This window comes from Micromonospora sp. NPDC049497 (genome assembly GCF_044465805.1).
Lineage (GTDB): Bacteria > Actinomycetota > Actinomycetes > Mycobacteriales > Micromonosporaceae > Micromonospora.
In genome coordinates this window covers 105293-123937 of record NZ_JBITMC010000011.1, presented here as the reverse complement: position 1 = coordinate 123937, position 18645 = coordinate 105293, and the positions used below count along the sequence as shown (strand labels likewise).

Sequence of the window (18645 nt, the reverse complement as noted above, 5' to 3'; positions counted from 1 at the left end):
TGAGCGCGGTTCAGCCGCGCCGGACGTCGACCGAGACCACATGGATGCCGTCCGGCCGGGTCGACTCAGCAAGCCGCACCGGCCAGCGACCGCTCAGCCCGAGACCCACACTGACCTGGCCCTCGAAATCGCCGGCGGGTGCCCAGCCGAGCAACGTGGGGTAGCCGATCGTCCGGGGCGGCGCGGCCACGAGCGTGCTCCGGCCGGCCTCGTCGTGGGCCTGGGCCTGCTGAAAGCGGACCGCCAGGAACGCAGTGCCGGGCAGTACCACCGGATCGCCGCTGCCGTCCTGCTCGATCCCAGCCACATATGCCACCTGGTAGGGCGGCGTCGGGCCGCGGAAGGCGAAGGTGATCCGGCTGAAGTTCTCCGCCGGGTGGTCGCCGACGCGGACCTCGACCAATGTGGGCAGCGGTGGCGCCGGGGGCGGTGCGACGGGAACGGCGAACCGGTGCGGCACACCCACCGGTGTGGACGGCACGGCCCAACCGTAGGTGGCCCGCCAGTCCGACGACGGCGCGGGCTGCCCAGGCGAGGTGCTCGTCGGGCCGGGGCTGGGCGCGGAGGACTGGCCAGGGTCGGGCGCGGAGGACGCGGTGGTCGGCGCGACGGCAGAGGGCGTGGGCGACGAAGCCGAGCCGCCGCCGTCGGTCGAACACGCCGCGACGAGCAGCACGACCAGGCAGGCGAGCAGTGGTACGCGCTGACGTGTCATATCTCAAGTGTCGCGCCGTCGGACGAGCCGGGACAGAGGCATCCGGCCCCGCAGCGTGGTGTGGCGAGCCGCGACCGGACTCTCCTGCCACCGGGGAACGGGTCAGGATCGGGTCCGCAACTCCCCGATCCTGACCCCCAGCCGTCCGGCGTGGTAGCGGACATCGCCGTGTCGATCGCGCGGACGTGGCACGTCCGCCCACGCCGACCTCTTCACGGCGAGCCGGCCCGCCTGCACTCAGCTCCACGGTGCCCAACTACCGGACTTCGGCGCGCTCCCGACTCACCCCGAAGAGCCGTGAGCGCCGGATCAGGCTAGGCGCGTTTCGCCAGCTCGGACAAGGTTTCCCGGGTCCAACGGGGAGTGATTGATGTCAAGGTGAAAAAGCGGCATGTTGGCGTAACACGGCCGGTTGTGTCAGCGCTGTTTCCTGTCGAGGCCGTCTCCACGCCGACGCGTCGAGACGGTCGCCGCGACGCCGCCGGCCACCAGGGCCGACGCCAGCACGTGGAACAGCCGTACGCCGGTCGGGGCCACCTGGTCGGCCGCCGGCAACAGCGGCAGCAGGGCCATCCCCACGGCGAGCGTAGCCCCTGCCACCGCATAGAACACCATCCGCCGCGTGGGGCGCGGCCGGCCCACGCTGTCCTGCTGGCGGGCAACGTGGCGCGCCAACCAGACAACGACCACCGCGCCGAGCACCGTGCTTGCCGCGTCGGAGACCGTCCACCAGTGGACACCGGTGGCCGCGTACCAGTCCACACCCAGCGCGCGCAGCCAGTCCGTGTGGGTGACCAGGTCCCAGCCGACGTGGCTGAGCGCGCCGATCAGCGCCGAGGCGACGGTGACCAGCCAGGGGTGCCGGACGGCGCCGAGCGCGGCGAGGTCCGGCCAGCGGTAGGTCAGGCCCACCGGCAGGTGCGGAGCAACCACGGCAGCGCAGCGGCGGACCAGCCAGGCGTACCCGAGCGCCACCGGCAGGCACCACCAGAGCAGGCCGCCGAGAGTGTGGGTGCGCGGAACCTCCCACGCGGTGCCGACCAACAGGTACCCGACGTCCGGCGAGACCGCGCCCGCGCAGAGGGCGACGCCGTCGAACCAGCGCGGCCGCCAGAGCTTCAGCGGCAGCACCGCCGCCAGGTGCGACGGAAAGGTCAGCGGCACGTGGCGTCCGATCCGTCGGCGAGGGCGTCCGCTGGTGTCACACGGTGCCGGCGAACTGGAGCGACTTCAGGACGACCAGCCCGACCAGGAGCACCGTCACACCGCCGATCACCAGCGCGTGCACCAGGCCCCGCCGGTCGCGGGGCGCGAAGGCGAGACCGAGGGCGGTGACGCCACCGGCGAGCAGCCCGCCGAGGTGCCCCTCCCACGAGGTGAAGCTGGCCGACAGCACCAGCCACAGGACGAACATCACCATGAGGTGGCGACCGTCGAGGGGGTGGTGGTGCAGCTTCCGGGTGAGGACGACGTAGCAGGCCGCGAGGCCGAACACGGCCCCCGACGCGCCGAGCGCGGCCTGGCCCGGGTCGACCAGGACACCCAGCACCGAGCCGCCGACGGCGGACAGCAGGTAGACGGCGGTGAAGCGGGCGTGCCCGAGGCGCTCCTCGAGGATCCGGCCGAGCACCCAGATCCAGTACATGTTGAGCGCGATGTGCGCGATCCCGAAGATCCCGTCGCCGGGAAGCTGGTGCAGGAACGCCGAGGTGACGAGCCGGTACCACTCGCCGTGGAGGACCCCGGCCTGTTCGTAGCCGGAGTAGGGGTTGCCGTCGTCGACATAGTGCGCCCCGTCGGCGTCGACCAGCACGGCACCGACGTTGTAGAAGAGCTCCACGACTCCGGGGACGGCCAGCTCGACCAGGTACGCGAGGACGGTGAGGGCGATCAGCGCGTACGTCACCAGGGGCACGCTGACCGTCCGGCCACCGAAGACGGTGCGCGCCTCGCGTACTGTCCGGTTGTCCTCCTTGACGCAGACCGGGCAGCGGAAGCCCACCGGCGCCTCGCGCATGCAGTCCGGGCAGATGTAGCGGTCGCAGCGGGAGCAGCGCAGGTACGTCTCCCGGCGGGGATGCCGGAAGCAGGTGGTGGGGGTCTCGGCCGACGGCTGGTCGGAGGGCGGGGTGCTCGTGGTGTCCAAGGCGGGTCTCCCGGTCCGGCGCGATGCCGCGCAACCTGTACGCCGTCGGGCGCAGGACGGCGCCGGAAAGGCTAACCCAAGATCGGATTCCCGGCGGCCCCGCTCAAAAGTGGCGGAGCAGGTCCGGGAAGGCGGCGAGCCGGAGGACGCCCGTGTCGGTCGGGTCCAGCTCGTCGTGCTCCAGCACCCAGGTGTTCTCGTTGGGGATGAACACGGCGTTCATCCCGGCCGCGCGGGCGGGCCGGATGTCGGACTTCGGCGAGTTGCCGATCATCCAGGCGCGGGCGGGGTCGAAGTCGTGCTCCCGGGCCAGCCACCGGTAGGTGTCGGCGTCCTTCTCCTTGACGATGTGCGCCGCCCCGAAGTGGTGCAGCAGGCCGCACGCGTCGAGCTTGCGCTGCTGCTCCTCGTGCTCGCCCTTGGTGAGCAGGAGCAGCTCGTGCCGGCCGGCCAGCTCGTCGAGCGCCTCCGCGACGCCGGGCATCAGCTCCACCCGGTGCTCGACCAGCGCCCGGGCGAGGCCGTCGATGTCCCGCCGCTCGGCGTCGGTGGCCGGGCGCTCCCGTAGCCGCTCCAGACACTCGCCGAGGCTGTGCAGGAAGACCTTGCTGCCGTACCCGTGGGTGACGGCGTTGGCCCGCTCGATGTCGTCGAGGATGGCCCGGATCTCGACCCGGTCGAGGGTGGGGTGGTCCAGCCACTCCAGGAAGTCGTCGATCACCCGCTCGAAGACGACGTTGTTCTCCCAGAGCGTGTCGTCGGCGTCGAACACGAGCACCTGACCGGTGTACGGCATGCGTCCTCCCCTGTGTGCGGCCCGCGCCACCGTACTGCCTCGCCGCGGACCGCTCATCCCGATTCCGGGCGGCGCAGGGTGAGGATCAGGTCGGCGACCAGCGCGGTCCAGCCGGTCTGGTGCCACGCGCCGAGGCCGGCCCCGTTGTCGCCGTGGAAGTACTCCGGGAAGGAGATCAGGTCCCGCCAGTCGGGGTGGGTCTGGAAGAGCTGGGCGGCGCCGTAGATGGGTCGCCGCCCCCAGTCGTCGCGGGTGAAAAGCGAGATGAGCCGTACCGACAGGTCGTCGGCGATCTCGTCGAGGGTCCGCTTCACGCCCGAGCGGGTCGGGTACTCGATCTGGAGGTCGTCGCCGAAGAACGCCGCGTAGTCGCGCAGCGCGCTGATCAGCAGGAAGTTCGTCGGCATCCAGATCGGGCCGCGCCAGTTGGAGTTGCCGCCGAACAGGCCGCTGGTGGACTCGGCCGGCTCGTAGCCGACGCAGAACTCCTGCCCGCCGAGGGTCACCGAGAAGGGCTTGTCCAGGTGGGCGCGGGACAGCGTCCGCAGGCCGTACTCGGAGAGGAACTCGTCGGTGTCGAGCATCCGGGCCAGCAGCCGGACGATCTGGTCCGGGCCGACCATGGACAGCAGGCGCTGCTGGCGGCCGTCCGGGCCGAGCCGGCGGGCGCCGATGACCGAGGCGAATTCGGGACGGTTGGTGAGGAACCAGCGCAGCCGGGCACCTAGCTCGGGCAGCCGGTGCAGGGTCTTCGCGGTGAGCCGGGTGACCGCCGCGAGCGGGAGCAGCCCGACGACCGAGCGCACCTTCAGCGGCACCTTCGTGCCGTCGGTGAGGCGCAGCACGTCGTAGAAGAACGCGTCCTCGGGATCCCAGAGGCCCTGCTCGTACGCGGCGGCGGCGATGTAGGCGAAGTGCTCGAAGAACTTGGTGGCGGTGTCCACCCAGGTGTGGTCGTGCTCGGCGAGCACGATCGCGATGTCGAGCAGGTTGAGCGCGTACATGGCCATCCAGCCGGTGCCGTCGGACTGCTCCAGCACCCCGGCGACCGGCAGCGCGGCCGACCGGTCGAAGGGACCCACGTTGTCCAGCCCGAGGAAGCCGCCCTCGAACACGTTGTTGCCGCCGGTGTCCTTCCGGTTGACCCACCAGGTGAAGTTGAGCAGCAGCTTGTGCATCACCCGGGCGAGGAAGGCGTGGTCCCGCCCGCCGTCGATCTCGAAGACCTTCAGCGCGGCCCACGCGTGCACCGGCGGGTTAACGTCACCGAACGCCCACTCGTACGCCGGGATCTGCCCGTTGGGGTGCAGGTACCACTCGCGCAGCAGGAGCAGGATCTGCTCCTTGGCGAAGCCGGGGTCGACCCGGGCGATGCTCACGCAGTGGAAGGCCAGGTCCCAGGCGGCGTACCAGGGGTACTCCCACGGGTCCGGCATGGAGATGACATCGAAGCTGGTCATGTGCCACCAGGCGCTGTTGCGCCCGTGCCGGCGGCCCGGCGGCGGGGGCGCCGAGCCGGGATCGCCCTCCAGCCACCGTTTGACGTCGAAGTGGTAGAACTGCTTGCCCCACATCAGCCCGGCGATGGCCTGCCGCGCCACGAGGGCCTCGTCGGGGGTCGCGGCGGTCGGGATGACACCGGCGAAGAACCGGTTGGCCTCGGCCCTGCGGGCCCAGACGACCGCGTCGAAGCCGGCGCCGAGGTCGGCCGGCGGGGGCGCGGTGCCGCCGGGTGGCGGTGCGGTACGCGTCAGACGCAGCCGGATCTGCCGCTGCTCCCCCGCGGGCACGGTGAGCACGTAGTGCAGCGCGCCCTTGGTGCCCTCCCGGTCGGGGTTGACCGTGGCGGCGCCGTTGACCACGTGGTCGTTGATCCCGTCCTTCGGGTAGCGGGACCGCCCGTGCAGCCCCCAGAGCCGCTCGGCGTTGGTGTCGTTGTCGCAGAGCAGCGGGATCGGGTCGCCGTCGCCCTCGAGCAGGAGCTGGCCGAGCACCCGGTGCTCGCCGACCAGCCGGGAGCCCTCGCCGACGAGGCGGGGGATCCGGTCGCCGCCGGGCAGCCCCCACGCCCAGGTGTTGCGGAACCAGAGCGTCGGCAGCACGTGCAGGGTCTCCGCCCGGTCGCCCCGGTTGGCGACGGTGACCGTGACGCACATGTCGGTCGGGGTGGCCTTGGCGTAGTCGACGGTCACCGCCCAGTACCGGTCGTCGTCGAAGATCCCGGTGTCGACCAGCTCGTACTCGGTGTCGTCCCGGCCGCGCAGCGCGTTGACCGCGACCAGTTCGTCGTACGGGAAGGGGGCCTGCGGGTAGTGGTAGCGCCACCGCATCCAGGAGTGGGTGGGGGTGGAGTCCTCGTACCACCAGTAGTCCTTGGCGTCCTCGCCGTGGTTGCCGCCGTCCCCGCCGAGGCCGAACATCCGCTCCTTGAGGATCGGGTCCCGGCCGTTCCACAGCGCCAGGGCGAAGCAGAACGTCTGCCGGTCGTCGCAGACGCCCGCCATGCCGTCCTCGCTCCACCGGTAGGCTCTGGACCGCGCGTGGTCGTGGGGGAAGTAGTCCCACGCCGTGCCGTGTTCGCTGTAGTCCTCCCGTACCGTCCCCCACGCCCGCTCGGACAGATAGGGACCCCATGCGCGCCAGTCCTGCTCCCCCGCGTCAGCCTGGGCGAGCCGGATGCGCTCCGGGTCGGGCGCGGAGGTGAACGGGTTCGAGGGGTCGGTGATCACCTGCACATCTTCGACGCCGCCGGGGTACTTGACCACAGCGGCCATTCTCGTCGTGGCGTGTGGCACCCCGTTGCCGGTGGAGGAAAGTTGATCGACATTCGCTTCGGTCCGCAGGTGTGCGGCGACCTGACCAGCGGGGCGACCCGGGAATGGGTCGTCGCGGACGGCCTCGGCGGGTACGCCATGGGCACCGTGAGCGGGCTGCGCACCCGCCGGTACCACGGTCTGCTCGTGGTGGCCGGCGACACCCCGGCGTCCCGGAACATGGGACTTGCCAGCCTCGACCCGGCGGTGGTCCTGCCGTCCGGCGCCCGGGTGCGCCTCGGCGCGCACGAGTGGTCCTCCGGCGACGTGGACCCGCGCGGCTTCGAGCTGCTGGAACGCTTCGACCTGACCGACGGGCTGCCCCGCTGGCGGTGGCGGATCGGCGACGTGGTGGTCGAGCGGGAGATCGCCATGGCGTACGGCCGGTCGTGCGTGGCGGTGGTGCACCGGCTGGTGAGCGGCGGCCCGGTGCAACTGGAGTTGAGCGCCGCGTGCACCTGGCGGGACGCGCACGGCGAGCGGCGCGCGGACGGGCCGACGCCCCGGGTGGAGCCGGTCGCCGGCGGGGCGGTCGTGGAGGGGGCGTTCCGCCTGGCCGGGCCGGGCTGGTCCCCGGAGGGCCAGTGGTGGGTCGGCGCGCACCACCGCGAGGAGGCCGCGCGCGGCCTGAACCCCGACGAGGACCTGTGGCACGCCGGCCGGTTCTCCGGCGCTCTGGAGCGGCCGGGCGACACCGTGTCGGTGCTCGCCTGGGCGGGCGACCTGGCCGACGAGCCGCCGGAGGCGACCGAGGTGGTGGCGGCGGCCCGGGCCCGCAACCGGGCCGTGGTGACCGCGGCGGAACCGGCCGACCCGGTGGAGGCGACGCTCGCCCTGGCCGCCGACGCGTTCGTGGTCGGTACGGCGAACGGGCCGGACGTGGTGGCCGGCTACCCGTGGTTCGGCGCCTGGTCGCGGGACACGATGATCTCCTACGAGGGCCTGTTCCTCTGCACCAACCGGGCCGCCGAGGGGCGGGAACTGCTGCGGTCGTACGCGGCGACCCTGTCCGAGGGCATGCTGGCCAACACCGCCGACACCGGGCGGGTGGAGTACAACACGGTCGACGCGACGCTGTGGTTCCTGCACGCGGTGAGCCGGCACGTGACCGCCACCGGCGACACCGACCTCGGCGACGAGCTGCTGCCCGCGCTGCGGGGTGTCGTGGACGCGCACGTGGCCGGCACCCGGTTCGGCATCGCCGTCGACCCCGACGACGGGCTGCTCACCCAGGGCGGCACCCCGGGCACCGCGCTGACCTGGATGGACGCCCGGGTGTACGGGGTGCCGGTGACCCCGCGCACCGGCAAGCCGGTCGAGGTCAACGCGCTGTGGATCAACGGCCTGGCGGGCCTGGCCGAGTTGGCCGAGCTGGCCGGGCAGGACGCCGAGGACCTGCACCGGCTGCACGAGCGGGCGGCGAAGGCGTTCCGCGACCGGTTCCCGTCCCCGACCGGCTGGCTGCACGACGTGGTGGACGCGCCGGCGCCCGCGTATCCGCTGGGTGGGGCCGCGTACCACGACGACGACGTGCTGCGCCCCAACCAGCTGCTGGCCTGGTCGCTGCCGTACGCCCCGCTGGAGCCGGACGAGCCGACCCTGCGTCGGGTGGCCGCCGGGCTGCTCACCCCGCTGGGCCCGCGCAGCCTGTCCCCGGACTCGCCGGAGTTCCTCGGGCGGCACCGGGGCGGGCCGGCCGAGCGGGACGGCGCCTACCACCAGGGCACCGTGTGGCCGTGGCTGCTCGGCCCGTACGCCGACGCGGCCCGGCGGGCGCGGCTCGGCGTCGACGACCTGTTCGTGGGCATCGAGGCGCACCTGACGGAGTACGGCCTGGGCTCGGTCAGTGAGACCGCCGACGGCCTGCCACCGCACCAGGCGACCGGCTGCCCCTTCCAGGCCTGGTCGGTGGCGGAGCTGCTCCGGGCGCGGAGGGGCCGCCGGTAGCGATTTACACGACGGCAACGGTCGCGTCTCCGCTGGTTAGCCGGATGCCAGCAGGATGGGTTCCGATCCAGTTACACGCCTGACGGGCATCGATTCCGGTGCCGGTCGGCGCGGGCTCGGGGACAACTCAGAGGGGGCGCCGCATGTCACCAGAGGCCGACGTGATCGACATCCACCCCGCCCGGCACCAGCGCGTGCTGATGCTCTCCTGGGAGTACCCGCCCGTGCTGGTCGGGGGCCTCGGCCGGCACGTGCACGCCCTGTCGGTGGCGCTGGCCGCCGCCGGGCACGAGGTCACCGTCGTCACGCGGCACACCGAGGGCGCGCCCCTGGAGGAGTACGCCGACGGCGTGCGCATCCTGCGCGCCGCCGAGGACCCGGTGGCGTTCCCGCTGGCCACGTCGTCGTTGCTGGCCTGGACGATGGCGTTCAACCACACGCTGACCCGTGCGGCGCTGCGGGCCACCGAGTCCGGCGCGTACGACGTCATCCACGCCCACGACTGGCTGGTCGCGCACACCGCGGTCACGCTGGCCGAGCACCTGGACCTGCCGCTGGTCACCACGATCCACGCCACCGAGGCGGGCCGGCACCAGGGTTGGCTGCCCGAGGACATGAACCGCACGATCCACGGCGTGGAGCACTGGTTGAGCAACGCCTCCACCCGGGTCATCGCCTGCTCCGGCTACATGCGCGACCAGGTCGCCCGGCTGTTCGACGTGCCGGACGACCTGGTCGACGTGGTGCCGAACGGGGTCGACGACCGCGCCTGGCACGCCCGGCCCCGGGCGGTCGCCGCCGCCCGCGCCCGGTTCGCCGGGGACGGCCCGCTGGTCGGGTACGCGGGCCGCCTGGTCTACGAGAAGGGCGTGCAGCACCTGGTCGACGCGGTGCCGCACCTGCTCCAGCGGCACCCCGGCCTGCGCGTGGTGATCGCCGGCGACGGCCCGTACCGGGACGAGCTGGTCGAGCGGACACGGCGCCTGGACCTCGGCGAGTCGGTCCGCTTCGCCGGTTTCCTGGACGCCACCCAGTTGCCGGCGGTGCTGGCCGCCACGGACGCGACGGTGGTGCCCAGCCTCTACGAGCCGTTCGGAATGGTGGCTCTGGAGGCGGCGGCGGCCGGAGCACCCCTCGCCGTGGCGCGCACCGGCGGCCTGGCGGAGATCGTCGAACCCGGCGTCACCGGCGTGACGTTCCCGCACAGCGACCCGGACGCGCTCGCCGGGGCGGTCGGCCACCTGCTCGGCGACGAGGTCTTCGCCCGGCGGGTGGCACGGCGGGCCCGGACGATGGTCAGCGAGCGGTACGGCTGGGCGACGATCGCGGCCCGGACCGCCGCCACGTACGCCACCGCGCGCCGGGAGCACGGGCCGGTGCAGGTCCGCCGGGTCACCGCCCGGCTGGGCGGTGGCCGGCAGGCGATCGTCATCCCGGAGGGGAACCTGCTCGCCGTCGGCGGCACCGCCTGCTAGGAGGACCGGGAAACCCGCCCACAGTGGATAGGCGGCTCCCGATCTCCTGGCTAAGGTGAACGCCGGGCGGGGCCGGGGCGGGGGTGGAGTGTGGAGCAGCGGCTGGTCGCCGGGCGGTACCGCCTGCTCGACCTGGTCGGGCGCGGCGGCATGGGCCGCGTCTGGCGGGCCCGGGACGAGGTGCTGCACCGCGAGGTCGCGGTCAAGCAGGTGGTCCCGCCGAGCTGGCTCACCGACGACGAACGCGACGAGCTGCGCTCCCGGGCGCTGCGCGAGGCGCGGACGGCCGCCCGCATCGACCACCCGAACGTGGTCCGGGTCTACGACGTGGTCCGGGTCGGTGACAGCCCCTGGATCGTGATGGAGTACGTCCCGTCCGGCACCCTCCAGGACGTCCTGGACGCCGACGGTCCGCTGCCGCCGGTCCGGGCGGCGGCGGTCGGGCTGGCACTGCTCGCCGGGCTGCGCGCCGCGCACACCGCGGGTGTCCTGCACCGCGACGTCAAGCCGCAGAACGTGCTCGTCGCCCACGACGGGCGGGTGCTGCTCACCGACTTCGGGCTCGCCGTGTTCGACGGCGGCGACGGGGCGATGACCCGGCCCGGCATGGTCCTCGGCTCCCCGCAGTACGTCGCCCCGGAGCGCGCCGCCGAGGGCGTGTCCAGTGTGGCGGCGGACCTGTGGTCGCTGGGCGCGACGCTGCACGCCGCGGTGGAGGGCCGGTCCCCGTACGCCCGGAGCACCGCCATGGCGACGCTCAGCGCGCTCGCCGCCGGCCCGCCCGACCCGGCGCCGCACGCCGGCCCGCTGGCCCCGGTGCTGGCCGGCCTGCTGCGGCGCGACCCGCGACGGCGGACCGACCACGAGGAGACCCACCGCCGGCTCGCCGAGGCGGCCGGGGAACCCGGATCCGACCGGGCGGAGGCCGACACCGCGGGCGAGACCGTGCCGCTGCCCCGCCCCACGGGCGGGCCCGACGTCGACGGGTCCCCGGTCGAGGGCGAGCGGATTCCGGTGACGCCCTCCGGCCCGGACGAGGACCCGGGCGTGCCCGGCCCGGCGGTTGCTGAGACGCGCGGCGGCAACGACGCGTTCCCCGCCCGTCGTCCGCCGCTGCGCCGCTGGGCGCTGGTCGGGGTGGCGTTGCTGGTCGCGGCGGCGGCCGGCGTGGGCACCGCGCTGGCTGTCGCGGGGCGTCCCGACGACGGCCCGGAGGCGGCGTGGTCGGTGGGCGGCCCGGGCGGCTACCCGCCGCCGGAGGACCACGACCGCCCCGGCGGTCCGGGTGGCCCGCGCGGTCCCGCCCCGGGCGACCCCCGGGTCACCACGGCGGACCAGCGGTACGCCCCGGACCCCGTACGGCCGCCACCGCCGGGAGGCCGGCCCCCGCCGCCGTTCCCCTGCGTCCGGCCGTACGTGGACGGCACCCTCGTGGTCGCCGCGTCCACGCCGCCCGAGGTGTCCTTCCGCCCGCCACCGGGCTGGGTCTGGCACGCCGACGACGGTTTCCGCGTGGCCGTGCCGGCCGGCTGGCGTTACTCCCGCGACGACGACGTCGCCTGCTTCCAGGACCCGGCAACCGGCCGGACGCTCAGCGTCGCCACCTCCTCCGACGCCACGGCCGACGCGCTCGACCGGCTCCGGGCCGCCCGGGCCCGCGCGCGGGCGGCGGGCACCCTGCCCGGGTACGTGGAGATCCGGCTCGGCGCGACCGCGGACTCGGCGGAGTGGGAGTGCGAGTGGGACACCCCCCATGGCGGCCGGCTGCGCGCCGTGCAGGTCGTGCCGACGCGCCCCGCCGCCCCGACCTCCCGCACCCTGGGCTGGATCACCCGGGACCGGGACTGGGCCGGGGCGGCGGAGCAGTTCCGGATCATCCGCGCGAGCCTGCGGCCGGCCGCCTGACCGACGACACGGCCGATCGCTGCGCATGAGAAATGCCGGAATGCTGACTATCGTGTGACTCGGGGTGACCGAGGGGGAGCGCGCGTGCGCCAAGGGCTGATCGCGGGCCGGTACCGGCTGTTCGACCTGGTCGGCACCGGCGGAATGGGCCGGGTCTGGCTGGCCCGGGACGAGATGCTGCACCGCGACGTCGCAGTCAAGGAGATCGTCCCGCCGACCTGGCTCGCCGAATCCGAACGCGCGGAGCTGCGGCTGCGGACCCTGCGCGAGGCGCGCACGGCCGCCCGGCTCACCCATCCGAACGTGGTGCGGGTGTACGACGTCGTGCACGACCGGGACAGCCCCTGGATCGTCATGGAGTACGTCCGGTCCCGCTCCGTCCAGCAGATCCTCCACGCCGAGGGTCCCCTGGATCCCCGGCGTACCGCACGGATCGGCCTGGCGGTGCTGGCCGCGCTGCGGGCCGCGCACGCCGCCGGAGTGCTGCACCGCGACGTGAAGCCGCACAACGTCCTGGTCGCCGACGACGGGCGGGTGGTGCTCACCGACTTCGGGCTGGCCACCTTCGAGGGGGGCGACGGCGCGATGACCGGTCCGGGCATGGTGCTCGGCTCGCCGCAGTTCGTCGCCCCGGAACGGGCCCGCGCCGGCGTCTCGGACCCCCGCACCGACCTGTGGTCGCTGGGCGCCACGCTCTACGCCGCCGTGGAGGGACAGTCCCCGTACGCCCGGGCGAACACGATGGCCACGCTCAGCGCACTGGCCACCGAGCCGCCCGACCCGATGCGCCGCGCCGGGCCGCTGCGTCCGGCGCTGACCGGGCTGCTGCAGCGCGACCCGTGGCGCCGCCTCACCGCGGCCGAGGCCGAGCCGCTGCTGCTCGCGGCGGCGGCCGACCACGACCGCCCGGTCGGCCCGGACCTGCCCCCCACGGGTCCGGGCGCAGCGCCCACGGTGGCCCGTCCCGGCACCCGCGCCTCGGCCCCGGCCGACCACGGACATCCGACCGACCACGACCGTCCAACCGGACCGGCACGGCGACCTCGACGGCGGTGGCTCGCAGCGGGCAGCGCCGCCGTCGCGCTGCTCGTCGCCGCGGGGATCGGCGTCGCGCTCACCCGGCCGGACGACACGAGGACGCCCTCCCCCGGGTCGGGCGCGGGCTCTCCGGCACCCAGGCCCGCCGCGTTCGCCTGCTCCACCCCGCCACCGCCCGGCGCCACGCCCGTCCCGTCGAAGCCACCGCCGCCCGGGGCGCTGCGGCTGGTCGACAACTGGACGTGGCACGAGGACCCGGCCGGCTGGCGGATCGCCGCGCCGGTGGCCTGGCTGCGCTGGACGGAGGGGTCGACGACCTGCTTCCGTGAGCCGGGCGGCCCTCGCGTGCTCAGCGTGGAGAGCGGCCCGCGACGCGCGGACCCCGTCGGGTGGTGGCGGTCGGAGGAGCAACGCCTCACGGCGGCCGACAGCGCGCTGCGCGACTACCGGAAGGTGGACATCTCGGCCCTGGACATGTTCGGCGGGGCGGCCCTGTGGGAGTGCGCCTGGACCAACGCCGCCGGGGACCGCGTCCAGACCGCCCGGCTGCTGGCGAACACCTCCGCCGAGCGCGCGTACACCGTCTCCTGGCTGACGAGGGAGTTCGACTGGGGGATCAACCGGGAGTTCTTCCTGATGATCCGGCAGAGCTTCACGCCCCTGCCCTGACGCGTTCCCCAGTGGACGACCGGGTGATGCCCCTGCGCCGCCACGCCGAACTACAGTGACGTAGTTTTGGCGCTCAAGATCCCCGGGAAGGTGAGCCGACATGATGGGACCGTCCCACGCGCTGTCCGGCGCGGCGGTGTGGTTGACCGGGTCGTGGGCGCTGAACCACTTCTACGACTACGAGCAGTCACCGCTGGCGATCGCGGTCGGCACGGCGGTGTGCGCCGGTGGCGCGCTCTTCCCGGACCTCGACCTGTCCGGAAAGGTGACCCGCAACCAGGGCGGGGCCACCGTGGCCCGCACGTTCGGCGTGTTCTCGCTGTTCATCGCCGAGGTGACGGAGAAGGTCTCGCTCGGGGTCTACTACGCGACGAAGCTGAGCAAGGACCCCCGCCGCAACAACGGCCACCGCACGCTGACCCACACGCTGCCGTTCACCGCCCTGGTCGGCTGGGGCACCACCGCGCTCTGCGCCGCGTACGGCAAGTGGGCCGTGATCGGCATCCTGTTCTTCATGTTCGGCCTGGCCCTGCGCGGCCTGTTCGACGAGTGGGCGGAACGGGCCGGCTGGGTGATCGTCACCCTCGCCTCGGCCGCCGCGGCCTGGTTCACCTTCGCCAACCTGCCCGGCGACCGCGGCTATCCGATGATCGGCCTGGCCGTCGGGGTGGGCTGCTTCGTGCACATCATCGGGGACATGATCACCCGGGCCGGCGTGCCGATCCTGTGGCCGATCCCGATCAAGCGACGGATGTGGACGATGATCAGCCTGCCCGACCGCATCGCCCTGCGCGCCGGCGGCAAGACCGAGGTGCTGGTGGTCCGCACCGCGCTGACGATCGTCTCCGTGCTCGCCACCCTCGGGCTGGTCGCCCCGTCGGTCCTGCAACGCTTCAACATCGACGTGTGACCGTGCTCTCCGACGCCCACCTGCCGCCGGCGGCCGACGACGAGGTGCCCGCGTTCTGGCAGGCTCTCGGGCTCCCCGGGCTCGCCGACGTGCACGTGCACTTCCTGCCGCCCCGCCTGCTGCGCCGGGTCTGGGCGTACTTCGACGCGGCGGGGCCCCTGGTCGGCACCGAGTGGCCGATCCGGTACCGGTGGAGCGACGCCGAGCGGGTCGCCCACCTGGGCCGGCTCGGCGTACGGGCGTTCAGTGCCCTCGCGTACGCCCACCGACCCGGCATGGCGGCGGAGCTGAACCGGTGGACGCTGGAGTTCGCCGCGACCACACCGGGGTGCCTGCCCTCGGCGACGTTCTTCGACGAGCCGGAGGCCGAGCGGTACGTCGCCGACGCCCTCGACTCCGGCGCCCGGGTGTTCAAGGTCCACGTGCAGGTGGGCAACTTCGCGCTGACCGACCCGGCGCTGGACCGCGTCTGGGGGATGCTCGCCGACGCGGGCGTCCCGGTGGTCACGCACGCCGGGCACGCGCCGGTCGGCACCGACCACACCGGACCGGATCCGTTCGCCGCCCTGCTCGCCCGGCACCCCGCGCTCCACGCGGTGGTGGCGCACCTGGGCGCGCCGGACTACCGGGCGTTCCTCGACCTCGCCGAGTCCTACGAGCGGGTACGCCTGGACACGACGATGGTGTTCACCACGTTCTTCGACCGGTTCGTGCCGTTCCCCGCCGACGAGCGGCCCCGGCTGCGCGCGCTGGGGCTGGCCGGCAAGGTGCTGCTGGGCAGCGACTTCCCGAACATCCCCTACCCGTACGCGGAACAGCTCGCCGGCCTGGCCCGGCTCGACCTGGGCGACGACTGGCTGCGCGCGGTGTGCTGGCACAACGCCGCCGCCCTGTTCGACCTGGACGGATAGATCAGACGCCGACGCGCTGCGGCGGGACGGTCAGACCGTAGAGCGCCATCAGCTCGGGACTGTCGACCCGGCTGCCGTCGGCCACCGAGTCGCAGGCGATGTCGACGATCTGGTCCTTGTGCGCCAGCAGGTACGGCCGGGCGCCCACGTCGGCGCTGGCCAGGGTGGCGATGCCGGACCAGTGCCGGCGACCGAACAGCATCGGGTAGCCGCGCAGCCCGCCGTAGGTGGCGCACACCAGCACGTCCGGGTACGGCAGCGCGGCCACCCGGCGCACCGCCGCGGTGGTCAGGCCCGGCATGTCGACGGGGACCACCACCACCGCCTCGATCCCCTCGTCGTCGAGGGCGGACAGGCCGGCCCGGATGGACGAGCCGACCCCCGTGCCCCACGCCCGGTTGACCACGACCGTCGCCCGGGTCAGATCCGCCGTCTCGCGGACCTGGTCGGCCGCGGCGCCCAGCACGACCACGATCCGCTCGCAACCCGCCTCGGTCATCGTGTCGATCATCTGGTTGACCAGGGGCTTCTCCCCCTGGTGCAGCAGAGCCTCCGGGCCACCGATCCGGCGTCCCCCGCCCGCGGCGATGATCATTCCTGCGATCCGGTTCAGCTGGGCCCCCTCCACAGTGGGACGGGCCGGCACCCTGGTGCCCGTCCGTCCCGTCCTACGCACACCGGTTGCAACGAACGCGGCCGGACGTGAGTAGCGGGGCAAATCGCATCGATTAGGTATCTATCCCGTTCCGCCCAGCGGGTGGTCGCCGCCCCGGGGCGGGCCATTCGTCTGGTTCTGTCGCAGAGCTTCCTCGAGTTGGTCTTCGAGGATGACGATCCGGCAGGCGGCCTCCAGGGCAAGACCCTGGTCGACCATCTCGCGAGCCCGGGCCGCCAGGCGCAGTTGATAGCGGGAGTAGCGTCGGTGCCCTCCGGCGGAGCGGTGCGGGTTGATCAGTTTCGCCTCGTCCAGGCGGCGCAGGAAGTCCTGGGTGGTGCCGAGCATCTCCGCGGCCCGACCGATGGTGTAGGCCGGGTAGTCTTCGTCGCCGAACATGTCGTCAGGGTTTTGCGTCATGTCACCTCCACGTCGAGGGCCCCGGCGCGTCAGCGCCGGGGCCCAGGGTTACGGGTCAGAACACCATCTACCGACAGGAACGTCGGCTTGTCGTATGCGCACCAGCCGCAACTGACGGCTTCGGGTGCGAGGATCGCATAAGCGTGACCGGAGACCACCTCTCGTTCGATGGAAACTGCGGTGTCCGCCGAGCCTGGAATGACGGCCGATGGCGGGCGATCCAACGGTGTACGGCCCTCCCTTTCCTCTGCTTCCGTTTCCCTTGCTGTCGTACGGTCCGCCAGCGTCGGGGCCCACGCGACTTCCTGGCCCCTGCACCTACGGCGAACATCAGGTGGAGCCCCGAGAAAGCATCGGCCTCACCTGCGCGCCCCGCGCAAATCCATCGGGGCTGATCGTGCTCCTACCACCTCTACGAGGAACGGTGAAGATCTTTCCGTTCCTCGCCGTCCGTCGTGACCTCACGGCCGGACGGTCCGTCTGCGTCGTGACGGATCTGTACTCTCGACTTGAGGAAGAGTATGCCACCCCGCCGAAGATATCCAGTCGTTCCAGCCTAGATTTTCGCTCCGTCATCAGGGGGTAGCGGATCTTGCGGTTCAGCAGAGCGCTGGCCGCGCCGGACAGCGGCCAGACGCCCGTGCCGCACCGGCCCTAACCACCAGGAACAGCCTCGTCCGGGACGAGGACGACTCGCCAAGGCCCGGTGACATGCTCGGGCACGATCTCCACGGTCACCGGGTCACCGGGGCGCAGGTCGAGCCCGAAGGGGCTCTTCCACCCCTGGTCCTTGTCGCCGTACATGCCGTTGCCGCTCGTCCCGTAGTCCCACCACTCGCCCGTGGTGACCTCGACGCCGTTGACCCGCACGTGCAGCAGACCGGGCGTCTGGGCGACCATGTCGATCTGGGCGAGCGTCCGCCAGGCCACCGTCTGACGGACCGGACGCAGCGGGTCCGTCGGGTCCGAGCGGATGACGACGGCGTCGGCGCACGCCGCCGGAGCGCAGTTCGGCGGCATCCGGTCCAGCGGAGTGGGCGTTGCCGACGGCCGGGGCGGCAGCGGATAGCGGTCGAACGGGATCCGCTCGCCGACCGCGATCCCGAACGTCGCACCGTCCGGGATCGGTGCTGCGGCCCTGCTCGACTCGTCCTGCCGCTCTGCCCCGCTGAGCCTCATGACGAAGGTGGCGGGTTCACCAACCCCGACGCCCAGGCCTGCGAAGTCCGACGGGCGCAGCGATCCACCACAGCTGCCGTCGGCCAGTTCGCGGCCGTTGACGCGCAACTCGTGCATGATCGAGACGTTCTCGCCGGCGCCGTCGCAGCGAGTGAAGACGACGAGGTCGAGGGTCGTCGGCACCACCGTCAGCTCGACCCGTTGCTCCGGCGCCGTCCCGGAGGCTGCGGCGACGACACGCGCCCCCAGGGCGTACTCCGGGAATCCCTCGATGCGTGCCGGCGACGGGCTGACCGCCGGAGCGGGGGTGACGTCCGGCTGCCCTCCAGGTACGGCGACGGCCAGCGCAACCACCGCGACCACCGCGGCGGTGGTCCAGGTCGCGATCCGCCGCCGGCGCCGCGCGACCACCCTGGTCCGTACGCCACGCAGCCGCCCCTGCGGCACGAACTGCTCGGCCGCGCCGACGGAACGGTCGTCGAACACCTGCTTGAGGTCGATCAGATTCATTGCCGAACCCCTTCCGGCGCGAACGTCTCATCGAGTCGCAGCTTGGCCAGCGCGCGGCTGGCCTGGCTCTTCACCGTTCCGACCGAGCAGCCGAGGGTCTCGGCGGTCTCAATCTCAGACAGGTCCTCGAAGTAGCGCAGCACCAGCACCGCGCGCTGCCGGCGAGGCAGACCACCCAACGCCCGCCAGAGCCGCTCCCGATCGTCCACGGTCTGGTACGGGTCGGCGCACTCCCCCGATTCGGGCAGGTCGGCGGTGGGCAGCTCGCCCCGCCACCGTCGCCGCCACGACGAGGCGTACGTGTTGACGATGATCCGCCGCACGTACGGCTCGGGATCGCCCTCGACGCGCCGCCACGCCTCCCATGCCCGCGCCAGGGCCGTCTGCAGCAGGTCCTCCGCCAGCGCCCAGTCGCGGGTGAGCAGGAAGGCGGTGCGCAGCAGCCGCGGTGAGCGGGTCGCGACGAAATCGTCGAACCCCTCCGGTGTGATCACATGCCGCCCTTCCGTCGAGTCGGTCACCCGGTAGTACCGGTCGTCGCCGGAAAAGGTTGCGT

The 18645-nt window shown here is 73.2% G+C and carries 15 protein-coding genes; 6 read left to right on the top strand and 9 right to left on the bottom strand.

Annotated features, from left to right (window positions below; translation table 11 throughout):
* Positions 1–10: 10 nt before the first annotated feature.
* From ACIBR0_RS17195 to ACIBR0_RS17175, 5 genes are all read right to left on the bottom strand, one after another.
* Complete coding sequence (locus ACIBR0_RS17195) at positions 11–715, bottom strand: hypothetical protein (protein ID WP_396716610.1); 705 nt, start codon at positions 713–715, stop codon at positions 11–13.
* A 417-nt stretch (positions 716–1132) separates the two neighbouring features.
* Positions 1133–1879: a DUF4184 family protein gene (locus tag ACIBR0_RS17190; protein WP_396716608.1), complete on the bottom strand. Its 747-nt coding sequence runs from the start codon at positions 1877–1879 to the stop codon at positions 1133–1135.
* A gap of 37 nt (positions 1880–1916) precedes the next feature.
* Positions 1917–2861 carry a rhomboid family intramembrane serine protease gene (locus tag ACIBR0_RS17185; protein ID WP_396716606.1) on the bottom strand — a complete coding sequence of 315 codons (945 nt, stop codon included), beginning with the start codon at positions 2859–2861 and terminating at the stop codon, positions 1917–1919.
* A gap of 103 nt (positions 2862–2964) precedes the next feature.
* A complete protein-coding gene (locus ACIBR0_RS17180; RefSeq protein WP_396716604.1) occupies positions 2965–3657 on the bottom strand; it encodes an HAD family hydrolase in 693 nt (230 codons plus the stop codon).
* Between the two features lie 53 nt (positions 3658–3710).
* Complete coding sequence (locus tag ACIBR0_RS17175) at positions 3711–6431, bottom strand: MGH1-like glycoside hydrolase domain-containing protein (RefSeq protein WP_396716602.1); 2721 nt, start codon at positions 6429–6431, stop codon at positions 3711–3713.
* Positions 6432–6473: 42 nt separating this feature from the next.
* Here ACIBR0_RS17175 and ACIBR0_RS17170 point away from each other — a divergent pair, with 42 nt between their 5' ends.
* The 6 genes from ACIBR0_RS17170 (at position 6474) to ACIBR0_RS17145 (ending at position 15325) form a co-directional block, all read left to right on the top strand.
* Positions 6474–8417, top strand: coding sequence for an amylo-alpha-1,6-glucosidase (locus ACIBR0_RS17170; protein WP_396716600.1), 1944 nt, complete (start codon positions 6474–6476; stop codon positions 8415–8417).
* Positions 8418–8560: 143 nt separating this feature from the next.
* A complete protein-coding gene (locus ACIBR0_RS17165) occupies positions 8561–9892 on the top strand; it encodes a glycosyltransferase family 4 protein (protein WP_396716598.1) in 1332 nt (443 codons plus the stop codon).
* 90 nt (positions 9893–9982) lie between these two features.
* Complete coding sequence (locus tag ACIBR0_RS17160; protein ID WP_396716596.1) at positions 9983–11797, top strand: protein kinase; 1815 nt, start codon at positions 9983–9985, stop codon at positions 11795–11797.
* 84 nt (positions 11798–11881) lie between these two features.
* A complete protein-coding gene (locus ACIBR0_RS17155) occupies positions 11882–13504 on the top strand; it encodes a protein kinase (protein WP_396716594.1) in 1623 nt (540 codons plus the stop codon).
* Positions 13505–13604: 100 nt separating this feature from the next.
* A complete protein-coding gene (locus ACIBR0_RS17150; protein WP_396716592.1) occupies positions 13605–14414 on the top strand; it encodes a metal-dependent hydrolase in 810 nt (269 codons plus the stop codon).
* Positions 14415–14434: 20 nt separating this feature from the next.
* On the top strand, positions 14435–15325 hold the full coding sequence (locus ACIBR0_RS17145; protein WP_396716734.1) for an amidohydrolase family protein: 891 nt from the start codon (positions 14435–14437) through the stop codon (positions 15323–15325).
* A 1-nt stretch (position 15326) separates the two neighbouring features.
* Here ACIBR0_RS17145 and ACIBR0_RS17140 read toward each other — a convergent pair whose 3' ends face one another.
* The 4 genes from ACIBR0_RS17140 to ACIBR0_RS17125 form a co-directional block, all read right to left on the bottom strand.
* Complete coding sequence (locus ACIBR0_RS17140) at positions 15327–15920, bottom strand: NTP transferase domain-containing protein (protein ID WP_396716590.1); 594 nt, start codon at positions 15918–15920, stop codon at positions 15327–15329.
* 141 nt (positions 15921–16061) lie between these two features.
* The gene (locus tag ACIBR0_RS17135) at positions 16062–16400 is read right to left on the bottom strand and encodes a MerR family transcriptional regulator (protein ID WP_396716588.1); all 339 of its coding nucleotides are present in this window, start codon (positions 16398–16400) and stop codon (positions 16062–16064) included.
* 654 nt (positions 16401–17054) lie between these two features.
* Complete coding sequence (locus ACIBR0_RS17130) at positions 17055–18089, bottom strand: hypothetical protein (protein ID WP_396716586.1); 1035 nt, start codon at positions 18087–18089, stop codon at positions 17055–17057.
* Positions 18086–18583: a SigE family RNA polymerase sigma factor gene (locus ACIBR0_RS17125; protein ID WP_396716584.1), complete on the bottom strand. Its 498-nt coding sequence runs from the start codon at positions 18581–18583 to the stop codon at positions 18086–18088. Before ACIBR0_RS17125 ends, ACIBR0_RS17130 begins: the two co-directional genes overlap by 4 nt.
* Between the last annotated feature and the right edge of the window lie 62 nt (positions 18584–18645).